The sequence below is a fragment of the Brachybacterium sp. GCM10030252 genome, assembly GCF_042666535.1.
In the GTDB taxonomy this organism is placed as follows: domain Bacteria; phylum Actinomycetota; class Actinomycetes; order Actinomycetales; family Dermabacteraceae; genus Brachybacterium.
The window spans coordinates 151,427-164,328 of sequence record NZ_JBHTDM010000006.1; the positions used below are offsets into that span (position 1 = coordinate 151,427).

Below are 12,902 nucleotides of genomic sequence, written 5' to 3' on the forward strand. Positions count from 1 at the left end.
AGGCCGCCCGGGACGCCGGTCCCGAGGGTGTCACTCCTGGCCGCGGGCGGCCCACCATGCCTTCAGCTCCTCGATGGCACGCTCCTCGCCGAGGGGGCCGTGCTCCATGCGCAGATCCAGCAGATGCTTGTAGGCCTCGCCGACCGCCGGGCCGGGGCTCATCCCGAGGATCTCCATGATCCGGTTGCCGTCCAGGTCGGGCCGGATCCTCCCGATCTCCTCCTGCTCGGCGAGGTGATCGATCCTCGCCTCGAGCTCGTCGTAGGCCAGCGCCAGCTGGCGCGCCTTGCGCCGGTTGCGGGTGGTGACATCGGCCCGGGTGAGGCGGTGGAGGTGCTGGAGCAGATCACCGGCGTCGGTGACGTAGCGCCGGACCGCCGAGTCGGTCCAGGGCGCGTCGGCGTACCCGTGGAAGCGCAGGTGCAGCTCCACCAGCCGGGCCACCTTCTTGGTGGTGTCCTTGTCGAACGTCAGCGCGCGCATCCGCTTCGCGGTCATCTTCGCTCCCACCGTCTCGTGGAACCGGAAGGTGACCGCACCGCCAGGTTCGAACCGGCGGGTGGCGGGCTTGCCCACGTCGTGCATCAGCGCGGCCATGCGCAGCACCAGGTCGGGTGCCTCGCAGGGCCCGCCGGAGCCTCGGGGGCTCTCGAGATCGATCGCCTGGTCCAGCACCGTCAGCGAGTGCTCGTAGACGTCCTTGTGATGGTGGTGCTCATCGATCTCCAGCCGCAGCCCGGGCAGCTCGGGGAGGACATGGTCGGCCAGGCCCAGCTCCACCATCAGCTCGAGGCCACCGCGGGGATGCGCACCGAGCATCAGCTTGACCAGCTCCTCGCGCACGCGTTCGGCCGAGACGATGGACAGACGCTCCGCGAGCGCCTCGATCGCGTCGGCCGTGGAGTCCTCGATGCGGAATCCGAGCTGGGAGACGAAGCGGACCGCGCGCAGCATGCGCAGCGGGTCGTCGGTGAAGGACTGCTCGGGGCCGACGGGGGTGCGCAGCACCGTGCGGGCGAGGTCGCCGAGCCCGTCGAAGGGATCGACCAGCTCCAGCGAGGGGATGCGCACCGCCATCGCGTTGACCGTGAAGTCGCGGCGGGAGAGGTCCCCGGCCAGGGTGTCCCCGAAGGCGACCTGCGGCTTGCGGCTGGCCGGGTCGTAGGACTCGGTGCGGTAGGTGGTGATCTCCACCTTCACGCCCCCGCGGGCACCGCCCAGGGTGCCGAACTCCCGGCCCATGTCCCACACCGCACCGTCATGGGTCCAGCCGCGCAGGATCGCCTCGGTCTCCTCGGGCCGCGCGGAGGTCGTGAAGTCCAGATCGGCACTGGAGCGGCCCAGCACCGCGTCCCGCACCGGCCCGCCGACGAGGGCGAGCTCGAAGCCGGCCGCCTCGAACCGGCGGCCGAGGTCGTGGATCTCCTCGGGCAGCGCGCGGAACATCGAGGCGGACCGGGTGCGCGCGACGTCGAGCCGCTCAGCGGTCTCAGCGGCATCGCCATCGGCGGGGTCGGTCGGCTCGACGGGGTCGACGGGGTTGGTCACTGCTCGTCCTGTCATGGGGTCGGGAAGCGGGTCGCCGCGATGTAGAGGTCTCGTGCACCCACAGCCCCTCTACGGTAGCGGCCGCTTACAGTGTCACCATGCCGTCGTCCCCGCCACTCGTGCGCCCGATTCTCGCGGCGCTGCTGGCGGTCCTGCTGCTCACGTCATCAGCGCTGGTGAGCGGACCGGCGACGCTGCTTCCGGCGGCCGACGCCGCTGGTCCCGCGGGCACCGGCCCCTCTCCCGAGGCGCCACCGGACCCTCCCGGCGACTCGCCGGTGAGCATGGATCTCGTCTCCCTGGATCCCACGTCGCTCGCTCCGGGCGGGATGGTCCAGGCGGAGGTCGAGGTGACGAACACCTCGTCGCAGCCGCTGAGCGACGTCGAGCTCGAGCTGCGCACCCGCACCTCCCGAGTCACCGACCGCGCGATGGTGGCCGACTGGCAGGCCGACTCCTCACCGGATACCACCGGCCCCGCGCTGACGACCTCGCCGGAGGTGCCCCAGCTGGAGCCGGGCGAGTCCGCGACCCTGTCCATCGAGGCCACCGCCGAGGAGCTCGCCTACTCCGAGGAGCCCTACTTCTGGGGCACGCGCCGCATCTCGCTGACCGTCGTCGCCGACGAGGAGCCGCTGGCGGCGATCCGCTCCTTCGTCGTGTGGCGGCCCGCCGGCACCGAGGACTCCATCACCCAGTCCGTGCTGCTGCCGGTGGCCGCCCTCGACGCCTCCGCCCCGGTCACCGCTCCTGAGGCGCATGCGCAGTCGGCGGAGTCCGGCCGCCTGGCCTCGCTGGAGCAGCTCGCGCTGCGCGAGGACGTCGACTGGTGGCTGGACCCGGCACTGCTGGATCCGCCGCAGCTGCCCGTCGAGCCCGAGGAGGGCACACCCGCCCCCGACGACGCGGAGGGCGAGGAGGAGGCCCCGCAGTCGCCCCGGGAGTACGAGGCCCCGGCGCCCGCTTCCGAGATGGCCGACGCGCTGGGCCAGGGCGTGGGCGACCGCACCGTGCTGGGCATGCCCTACGCGCGCGCCGACCTGGTCAGCCTGCGCGAGGCGGGAGCCGACGGCGTGCGCAGTGCCGCCGAGGAGAGCGCCCGCAGCACATGGGAGGAGGCGGACATCGCGTCCCGCGCCTCGGCGATGCGCCTGGAGGGGCCGAACACCGACGCCGCCGGCCTGCAGCGCCTGGCCGACGCGGGCGCCACCACCGCGATCGTGCCGTCGACCTCGCTGCGCGCGGATGCCGGCTCGAGCGTGACACCGAGCTCCGTCGGCGTCGTCGAATCCACCGCCGAAGGGGGCGCCGGTTCCGGATCGGAGCTGCCCGTGCTCGCGCCGGATCCCGTGCTGTCCTCCGAATTCTCCCAGCTCACCGGCGACTCCGATACGGAGCAGACGCGCCAGCGCCTGCTCGCCGAGACCGCCACCATCGCCTCCGAGTACACCGACGCCCCTCGCCACCTCCTGATCGCTCCGGATCCCGAGGCATCGCTGGATGCCGCGGCCGCCGGAAGCGCCCTGGACGCGCTGGCCGCGGCGCCCTGGGTGGAGCCCGGACGCACCGGCGACCTGCTCGATGCTGCCGACCATCGCTCCTGGACGACCGACCCCCAGAGCGAATCGGGGGAGCTGCTGGCCCTGGGCCGGCTCAGCATGCGCGACGTCCGGCCCTCGGGCCCCGGGCAGAACGGCCGCTGGGGCCACCTGGACGAGGCCGAGTCCCCCCAGCTCCTGGACCCCGACGCGCTGGCGGACCTGGAGGGCACCTGGAACCGGCTGGATGCCCTCGGTGCCGCCATGGAGGACGACACCCCGCTGGAGGCGCCCCGGCTCGAGGTGCTGGCGGGCACGTCGGTGCGATGGCGCGGCTCACCCGAGGTGCCTGCCGAGCGCGCCCAGGACGCCGCCGCAGTCTCCGATGAGCTGCAGGAGAAGATCCAGGTGGTTCCCGCCTCGGGATACAACCTGATCTCCGATTCCGTCGGTGTGCCCATCACCATCACCAATCAGCTCGACACCCCCATCAGGGTCCGCACGGCCGTCTCCTCGGACCGTCCGCTGGTGCGCATCGGTGAGGCGCCCGTCGTGGAGGTCCCCGCCCAGGGACAGGTCGACGCCACCGTCCCCGTCGAGGCGATCGCCAACGGCACCGTCACCCTGACCACGGTGCTGACCGCCGAGGACGGCCAGCGGTTGACCGAACCGGTCGATGTCCCGCTGACGGTGAACCCGGCGTGGGAGAACTGGACCACGTTGCTGCTGGTGATCGCCATGGGGGTGCTGATGGTCGTCGGCGTGGCCCGCGCCCGGCGCACCGGCTCCGCCACCCGGGCTCCCGCCGTGCACGGCCCCGAGGATCCCGTCGAGCTCTCCCGCACCGGCCGCTCCATGCTCGACACGACGGCGACCGAGGCGGTGGTTGCCGAGGACGAGGAGGCCGAGCAGCACAGCGAGGACGAGGAGCGGCACCCGCCCGGGGACTCCGGCCCCCCGGGCGCCGCCGGCGAGTCCCGCCGGGGGCGCCGGAGCGGGCCCGCCACCCATCGCCGTCCCATCAACGACCACGAGCACCACCACGGAGAGGAGGAGACCTGATGAGCACGTCCCTCCGCGTCCAGCATGTCCCGCGCCACCGCCGAGTCGGGGCCGTCCCCTCCAGCAGCACGAAGCTGCTGCAGGCCAGTGTGCTGATGGCCTCCGGCTCGGTGGTCTCGCGCATGCTCGGCTTCGTGCGGAACTTCCTGTTCGGCACCATCTTCACCGGCTCCATGTCTGCCGTCGCCAACGCCTTCAGCGCTGCGAACGTCCTGCCCAACACCATCTGGCTGCTCGTCGGGGGCGGCACCCTGAACGCGATCCTGGTGCCGGCGATCGTGCGCGCCGTCAAGCGTCCCGATCGCGGCAGCGACTACATCTCCCGGCTGATGACGCTGGTGGCCGCCGTCGCCCTGGGGATCACGGCCATCTGCACCCTGCTGGTGCCGCTGCTGCTGACCGTCACCAGCGGCGTGCTGCCCCCGGCGACGTTCGCGCTCGCGGTGCAGCTGGGCTACTGGATGATGCCGCAGATCTTCTTCTCGGCGCTGTACGTCATGTGCGGCCAGCTGCTGAATGCGCACGACTCCTTCGGTCCGTACCAGTGGGCACCCGTGCTCAACAACCTCGTCGCCATCCTCGGCGCCGCGATGTTCCTGGGCGTGTGGGGGAAGGTCGGCTCCCCGGACGAATGGACCATGCCGATGGTCATCGCGATGGCCGCGATCAACGTCGGCGGATCCGCGGCACAGGTGCTGTTCCTGTTCTGGTACGTCAAGAAGCTCGACCTGCGGCTGCGCCCGCGCTGGGGCTTCCGCGGGCTGGGGCTGGGCAAGCTGAGCCGGATCGGGCTGTGGACGCTGGCCATGCTGGGTCTGGGTCAGCTGGGCATCTGGTCCTCGCGATGGGCCACCGGCGACGCGGTGCGGATGACGGAGCAGCTGGCGGACCAGCCGGACCTCGCGGCCCGGTACCCGGCGCTGCTGACCATGGAGTGGGCCTACCTCGCGTTCATGCTGCCGCAGGGCATCATCGCCGTCACCCTGGTCACGGCCACGTTCCCGTCGCTCTCACGGCACGCGGCCGAGGGCGAGCACGCCGGGGCGCTGGACCGCTATGCCGAGACCAACCGGCTGCTGGCGGTGCCGATGGTGCTGTGCACGGCCGTGTTCATCGCCCTGTCGGGGCCGATCATGTGGGTGATCGGCGGCGGCACCGGGGAGATCGGGGCCCGCGCCAACGGCACGGTGCTGATCGGCTACATCCTGGGCCTGGTGCCGTTCGCGTCGCTCTACCTCATCAAGCGCGTCTTCTACGCCTACGAGGACGCACGCACGCCGTTCCTCACGCAGATCCCGATCACGGTGATCTCCTTGCTCTCGGTGCCGATCATCCTCACGACGGTGGACCCGAAGTGGGCGGCATTCTCCGCCGCCGCCTTCACGAGCTTCGGGAACCTGATCGCCTGGATCGTGGCCGCCTGGCAGCTGCGCCGCCACGCGCGCGCCGTGGGCACCACGCCGCCGCAGCTCGCCGTGGGCGCGAGGGTGCTGGGCAAGCTGCTCGGCGCCGCCGTGGTCAGCTGGGCGGTCGGCACGGGACTGGTCGCCCTGGCCGGGGACCTGTTCTGGGTCCACCGGGTCCTGGCAGCGGGGCTCGGCGCGATCGTCGCGGCCGTCATGACGGCCGTGTTCGTGGCCCTGGCGTGGCTGATGAACGTGGCCGAGGTGCGGATGCTCGTGGGCTACGCCCAGCGAGCGACCAATAAGCTGGCCCGCCGTGGTCCGAGAGTGAGCTCGTAGCATGGAAGGCGCTCGTGACGGGCGCACGCCCGCAGGACGAGGAGAAGGACGGTCCGTGAACACGACTGAGCAACAGGACGCGCTGCGTTCCCGGTGGACCCTGGAGGGGACGATCCCTCTGGCCGGTGTCGCCGACGGCGCCGCGTGGCATCGCGCCCGATCGGTGGCCACCGGTGAGAGCGTCACCCTGTTCATCGTGCGCGGCCCGGCCGCTCTCGAGGCCGCCGACGCCGTCCGCCGCGCCTATCTGGTCGAGGACCCGCACCTGGTTCCCGTGCGCGACATCGTGGTGCTTGAGGGCTCGGACGAGAACCCTGGCGATGCCGGCCCCGCCCGCGCCGCCGAGGGAACCGGTGGAGCCGACGGGGAGGCGCGGACCGGGGAGGGGCCGATGACGATCGTCGAGTACCCGCCGCCACCCGCGCCGCCGCTCGCTGCCCTGCTGGGCAAGGGGCCGCTGCACCCGGAGACGGCCCGCTCGATCATCGGCGAGGCCGCGACCGGCCTGGAGGTCGCCCGCCGCCGCGGGGTGCGCCACCAGTTCCTGGATTCCAACCGCGTGTTCGTCGACACGGCCTCGGGCGAGGTCTCGGTGCTCGGCGTGGGCGTGGAGGCGGCTGCGCACACCAACCTCGACCGTTCGCGCGAGGTCGCCTCCTTCCAGGACACCGCGGCCCTGGTCGCGCTGCTGTATCGCGCGCTCACCGGCCGCAGTCCGCAGCACGACGCCTCGGGAACCGTGCCGCGACCCTCGTCGATCGTGGACACCGAGATCCCGGCGGATCTCGACCTGCTGTGCGACCTGGTGCTGAACGAGACGGCCGACGACATCCCCGAGACCACCCGCGGGCTGATCGCCGCCCTCGAGCCGTGGCAGTCCATCCCGGTCACGCTCGAGGCGTACCCGCGCGGGAGCCGCCCGGCCGGCCCCTCGCAGCAGCACGGGGAGCCGGGCAGGACGGACGAGCGAGGCGAGCCGGACAAACCGTCCGTGACGGACGAGCGGGGCGAGCCGGTCAAGCCGTCAGAGCCGGACGAGGACACGGTCGTCCGCCCGGCCGGCCCCGGCACGGAGGCCCACTCCGCTGCCGGTCCCACCACCGCTGGAGCGCTGGCAGCGGCCGGCGCCGTCGGTGCGGCGACCTCTCAGACGACTCCGCCCGGCTCGACGCCCGGCCCCGTGCCACCGGTGGATACCGCGCGCGACCAGGCCCCGAGCGCCGCAGCATCCGCGCCGGCAGCTGAGCCTGCGGTGGCAGCGGCCCGCGGGGCCGCGCCGGGCCCTGCAGGTGCTGCGAAGCCGGAGGACACGGCCAAGCCGGTGGACACAGCGGAGCCTGCGGAGGCCGTAGAGTCCGTGGAGACCGCTCAGACATCGGCCGAGGCCCGAGGGCTGGTGGAGGATCTCCACCTGGACGAGAAGCGGTCCAGCAGTCCGTTCCCCGGTCAGCTCGACATCACGCCGCCGCCGCGTCCCACCACCCCTGCCGCTCCCGAGCCGCAGGAGGCGCCGGCGGCGTCGGACCGCACCCAGCCGTCGCACTCCGGCCACGCCCCGCAGTCCGGCTCCCCGGAGCAGTCATCGGCCCCTGCCGCAGCGGGAGCGGGCGCCGTCGCCGCCGGAGGTGTGGCCGCCGGCTCGCAATCGGTCGACCCGGACATCCCCGCGCGCACCGCAGGCACCCAGTGGCCGCTGACTCCGGTCCACGACGCCGAAGCCGCCGATCCGCTCTCGCCGTCACAGGCTCCGGAACACAGCACGGCACCTCCCGAGCAGCCGCGTCGGACCTCGCCCGAGCATCCCGACGCGAGCGGTGTGCCCGATACGCAGACCCCGCAGCAGGATGAGGACGCAGCGGCTGCCGAGGCGGCGACTCCCACCTCGGCCGGCCCGGTCCATCACACCCCCAGCGCCGGGTCACCGGCACCGATGGCGGTCTCGGGACGCACCGAGTCCCTGGCGCCGGTGGTCAGCGACGGCCCCATCGTGGTGCGCGGTCGCGATCGCTCCGCCCTGGAGGATCCGCCCGAGGAGGCCACGGTGCCGTCGGGCCGCGGCACGCTGTTCCGCGACGTGGTCGGCATCGCTGTCGACGCCGACGACCCCGAAACCTACGCGCTGGGCCCGACGCAGGCCGAGGAACGCTCCCGCCAGTCGCAGTGGATCCTCATCGGCGGCGTGCTGGTGGTCATCGTGGCCCTGGTGTTCGCGCTGACCACCGTCACGTCCGGGCTGCGCGAACGCATGGCCAACCCGCTGGACACCTCGCCCGTCGCCTCACCCACGGAAACCGAGACGGACGAGGCGCCGGTCGAGCCCACCCAGGACACCGAGGAACCCGAGCTGCCCGCCGCGCAGATCGGCGGCATCGAGCTGTTCGCACAGGGCACTGATCAGCCGCCGGACAACGCCGACCAGCAGGAGCGGATCACCGACGGGGACCCCGGCACCTTCTGGTCCACCAAGTACTACGCGAGCCCCGACTACGGCGGCCTGAAGGACGGCGTCGGCGTCCGGGTGAATCTGGTGGAGCAGTCGAAGCTCTCGGCGGTGACCGTCACCACCGCCCGCAACAGCGGCGGGACGCTGGAGCTGCGCGCCGTGAACGACGACGGCTCCCCGGGGGACGTCCTGGCCAGCGGCGAGTTCGCCGGAGACGGTGAGGTCCGTCTGGAGCCGGGCGAGCCCGTGGAGACGGACAAGGTCATCCTGTGGCCCAGCGACCTGCCGCCCGACAGCGAGGAGTCCGGCAAGTTCCGGGCCCGCATCGCGGAGATCCGCGTCGAATGAGACGGCTCGGGTTCCGTTCCTCGTCGCGGCGTCACCGCGGCGGGAGCGGTCCGCGCCGCACGTCGGTACTGGGCATCCCGGTCCAGCTGATCCTGGTCGCGATGGTGATCGCCGCTCTCCTGGGTGCACTGCTGGCGGCCGCTCTCGAACAGTCCACCGCCAGTCGCACCCATTCCGGGTCCTCCGCGGTCGATGCGCCCACGGGCGCCGGGAAGAATTCGTCCGGTCTCCCCGTTATCACGGAGACAACTCTCGGCACCGAGGTCCAGAGGCTCGTCGACGCCGGCATGATCCAGCCGCCGACCAGCTTCGACGCCACCGAGTGCCTGCGGGAACAAGGAATCCAGGACTCGATCCTGATCATGGAGGAGGTGGCGTGGGGCACCGACGAGACGCACGGCTGGCTGCTCGTCCACGGTCCGATGGACCGCGAGACGCTGCGCGCCAACGGCGGCACCGTCTCGGCGACCGTCGTCCTGCCCAACTGCGGATCGGCCGACAGAGGCGACGTGGACCCGCAGCAGTCACGACTGTGGTCCGGAAGCGTGATGATCGGCTCCCTCTGACGTCACCGACGCACCTCGGTCACGACCGGCCACCGGCGTCTCGCCCTCCTCTGTTCCATACTTGATCGCGGTGCTCCCGCTGACCGACCACGACGCATCCCACGGAAGGACATCACCCATGTCGCAGCCCATCCAGGCCCTCAACATCCTCGGGGGCGCCGCCGCCTCGGCGGACACCGCACCGGCGGCTGCACCCGAGCCCACGGGTGACGAGACCATCCACGAGGTGGTCATCGTCGGTTCGGGGCCTGCCGGCTACACCGCCGCGATCTACACCGCGCGCGCCGAGATGAAGCCCATCGTCATCGCGGGCGCGCTCGACGCCGGTGGCGCCCTGATGACCACGACGGACGTCGAGAACTACCCCGGCTTCGCCGACGGCATCCAGGGCCCCGAGCTCATGACCACGATGCAGGAACAGGCTGAGCGCTTCGGTGCCGAGATCCTCTACGAGGACGCCGTCGACCTCCAGCTCGAGGGAGACGTCAAGACGGTCACCCTCGACGACGGCACCGTGTACCGGTCCCGGTCCCTGATCATCTCCACGGGCTCTGCGTACCGCGAACTCGGCGTCGACGGGGAGAAGGAGCTCTCCGGCAAGGGCGTCAGCTGGTGCGCGACCTGCGATGGGTTCTTCTTCAAGGATCAGGACATCGTGGTGATCGGTGGCGGCGACAGCGCCGTGGAGGAGGCGACGTTCCTGACCCGCTTCGGCAAGTCCGTCACCCTGGTCCATCGCCGTGATCAGCTGCGCGCCTCGAAGATCATGGCCCGCCGCGCCGAAGCCGATCCCAAGCTCCAGTTCGCGTGGAACAGCGAAGTGGTCAGCATCAACGGGGGCGACAAGGTCGAGTCCGTGACGCTGCGGGACACCGTCACCGGCGAGGAGCGCACCATGGCGACCTCCGCGGTGTTCGAGGCGATCGGCCACCTTCCCCGCACGGAGCTTCTGCGCGGGAAACTGGAGCTCGACGAGCAGGGTTACATCGTGTGCGAGGGCCGTTCCACGTACACGTCCGTGCCGGGGGTGTTCGCGGCGGGCGACGTCGTGGACCACACCTACCGCCAGGCCATCACCGCGGCCGGGACCGGATGCCAGGCGGCGCTGGACGCGGAGCGGTGGTTGACCGATCGCGACGCTCTGGCCGATGCGGAGGCGAAGACGGCGGACCCGGAGGAGACCGTCGTGGTGACTGCCGAGGCGCAGCCCGCCGCTGGCTGAGGTGCCGTGATCGCCCGCACCCATGGTTCACGCACCGTCTCAGGCCGTCGTACTGCTCACGGCTGACTGGGCCGGCCCGGCGAGGCCGGCCCCGACGGTGCTGCGCGAGCTCTCACGGCGCTGGGGCAGCACCGTTGCCACGCTCATCATCGACGACCCGCACGAGGACGTGCTGGATCGTCTTGAGGTCGACGTGCTCCCGACGTGGCTGGGGTTCGAGCGGGGGGAGGTTCCCGACGACGGGGTGGCCGGCACGGACGTTCACGCGACGGGTTCCGCGCTCTTGGTCGTCGAGGAACTACGCGGCCTCGGCATGACGGGAGAGGATCTCGTTCTCGCCGGGCCGTGGCGGCTGGTCCACCGCCGCCGCGGTGCGCTTCCGAAGCACGTGGTCGCCTCCGAGTTCGGCCCGCGCTCGGGGCGGGCCGACGCGTAGCTCTGGAGGGGGAGGCGCCACCGGAAGCTCTCCGCGCAGTGGCTGTCAAGTTGTCCGAGAACCACCGCAGTGGCGTGCGCGAATAGGTTGTGCACAGGGTTATCCACACGGCTGTCCACAGGCGCCGGGCGCGTGGTCCACACCGTTGTCCACAACGTGGTGTGGACAAGTCCGGGGTCTCGGTCCGTCCTCAAGGAGAGCGATCGCGGGGCTGACCTGCACAGATGGTCGCTCTAGTGATGTACTTCACTCGTTCCCGGCAGTGTTATCTCCACGCGGACCAACTGTGCTGGAACCCGCTTGGCGCACTTTTCCACATCGTTACGCACACTGTGCACGGTACTCACGTGGATCGGTCCACTGCAGAGCGCGTCAACATCGCACTACTCGGCTACCGACGGAGCCCGCAGCCGTCTACGGGCGTAACTTCCCCGTAGTTTCACGTGGTCCGGGCTCTTGGTTGGCGTGCTCTGGCGTGAGCCCAGCGCCGGGAGTTGAGAGTGCCGAGCGCGCTCGGTCCGCTTCCTTGCCACCCGCCGTCCACCTCGCGTTAACCGCCGGCCCGATTGCAATGTCAGGCACGTACTGTCGGTTCGCCGTGAAACGTCTCGCCTGGGGATGGCGCCGGTCCCGCTGGGTCGTCCTTCCTCGACACCCGCCGCCGACGATATGAGCTCCCAGGTTTCGCGTGAAACCATGCGGAGTCATGCCGACCCGGACCATCGTGGCGGGCGGAGGCTGGTCTGAATGCGTGCCCATCTGAAAGCGTACCCACGCCCCGGTTGTACCCTCGGGCGCGCAGCCCGAGTTGCACGTGAAACGGAAATAAACGGCGGTAGGAGTCTTTGCGCGTCGGACGCCCACGCTGCACGCCAACGCGAGGACCATTCGCCGCAGCGTATTTCCCGTGAAACTAGGGCAGTTTGTTCCTGTGCGAGCCAGTTGCCGACCGAGCCCGAGGCCTGCTCTGACACATCGACGGCGCATTAGCCCGATACAACACGCACTAATCCGCGGCGATCGACCCACCGCGCACTCCGCTCCCGCCACACATGGGCCCCTGGCGGCTTCACGTGAAACGGAAAGCCCTGCGTCTTCATGGGAGGGGCCGTCCAGCCTGGGACGCCCTCGGTACCTCTCGCCAGTCACAGAGCGTTTCACGTGTAGCGAGGCCCAGAGACCACAGCAACGCCAGCTGCCTCCCTCCCTCCCTACTACGTGGCCACGCAGCGCGGTGACGGTGGGAGCTCACTGCGGGCCCCAGAACGACTTCCAGCCGACGACCCGGACAGGTGGAGCGACAGGCGCCGACCGAGGGGTCCAACCAGGACTGTTGCCATTACCTTGCCCGCTTCACGTGAAACGCAACGCTAGGCGGGGCAAGCTGCGCCGCAGGCTCACCCGCCAACATGCCGCACCCGCGCTCACTACGACGGTCGGCCTCCTCATGGGAGAGGCGAAGAGCCTTCACGTCCGCAGGATCGGTACCCACGCAGGCCAGCGAGGTCAGACCGTTCGTGTCGGACGTCGCGGGTTCCCAGAATACGATCGGTGGACAACTCACCCCGTCGAGGCCCATATCGCGGCCACGAGCCGCACCGAACTGCAGCCCGGACCCCCTGAGGCCGCCCGAGACGGGTTTCACGGGAAACTGACTTTGCGGGGAAGCTGCTGACTGAAGCGTCCGCCCCGTGGAATGCGAGGGCGTCGCTGTGCGCCACGAAGGAGCGCCACTGCGATGCCCTCGAGACGCCCTCCAATGGATCCCGGTTTCACGTGAACCCACCGGCGAATCCGACATCGCGAATCCGAGGCCGAGATCGACGGAGATTCACGTGAACCGGTACGTGCCGGCAAGCAAAGTGCAGCCCTGATCGCGTTCGCGCCCAATGGTTGGCGCGAAGGGCTCTCCCGAAGCTTGTCAGCCGACTCAACGTCCCCGCATCCCCGTCGGCTGTGGTTTCACAGGAAACGCTCCGAACCTGCTTGCACCTTTG

General features: G+C 70.9%; 7 protein-coding genes. 6 read left to right on the forward strand and 1 reads right to left on the reverse strand.

What is annotated here, in order from left to right; genetic code table 11:
- Positions 1-30: 30 nt before the first annotated feature.
- Positions 31-1,563 carry a CCA tRNA nucleotidyltransferase gene (locus tag ACFQRJ_RS05530; protein WP_377017908.1) on the reverse strand — a complete coding sequence of 511 codons (1,533 nt, stop codon included), beginning with the start codon at positions 1,561-1,563 and terminating at the stop codon, positions 31-33.
- An 83-nt stretch (positions 1,564-1,646) separates the two neighbouring features.
- On the opposite strand from ACFQRJ_RS05530, the gene ACFQRJ_RS05535 reads away from it, so the two are divergent.
- The 6 genes from ACFQRJ_RS05535 (at position 1,647) to ACFQRJ_RS05560 (ending at position 10,905) form a co-directional block, all read left to right on the forward strand.
- Positions 1,647-4,148 (forward strand): DUF6049 family protein, encoded by a 2,502-nt coding sequence (locus tag ACFQRJ_RS05535; protein ID WP_377017910.1) that lies wholly within the window; start codon positions 1,647-1,649, stop codon positions 4,146-4,148.
- Positions 4,148-5,890, forward strand: a complete 1,743-nt coding sequence (gene murJ, locus ACFQRJ_RS05540; protein WP_377017912.1) for a murein biosynthesis integral membrane protein MurJ — start codon at positions 4,148-4,150, stop codon at positions 5,888-5,890. The genes ACFQRJ_RS05535 and murJ overlap by 1 nt, the downstream gene beginning before the upstream one ends.
- 55 nt (positions 5,891-5,945) lie before the next feature.
- Entirely contained in the window at positions 5,946-8,681 is a 2,736-nt protein-coding gene (locus ACFQRJ_RS05545; RefSeq protein ID WP_377017914.1) for a hypothetical protein, read from the forward strand.
- Positions 8,678-9,247, forward strand: a complete 570-nt coding sequence (locus ACFQRJ_RS05550; RefSeq protein WP_377017916.1) for a hypothetical protein — start codon at positions 8,678-8,680, stop codon at positions 9,245-9,247. Before ACFQRJ_RS05545 ends, ACFQRJ_RS05550 begins: the two co-directional genes overlap by 4 nt.
- Positions 9,248-9,365: 118 nt before the next feature.
- Positions 9,366-10,469 carry a thioredoxin-disulfide reductase gene (gene trxB, locus ACFQRJ_RS05555; protein WP_377017918.1) on the forward strand — a complete coding sequence of 368 codons (1,104 nt, stop codon included), beginning with the start codon at positions 9,366-9,368 and terminating at the stop codon, positions 10,467-10,469.
- 22 nt (positions 10,470-10,491) lie between these two features.
- Positions 10,492-10,905 (forward strand): hypothetical protein, encoded by a 414-nt coding sequence (locus tag ACFQRJ_RS05560; protein WP_377017920.1) that lies wholly within the window; start codon positions 10,492-10,494, stop codon positions 10,903-10,905.
- The last annotated feature ends 1,997 nt before the right edge of the window (positions 10,906-12,902 follow it).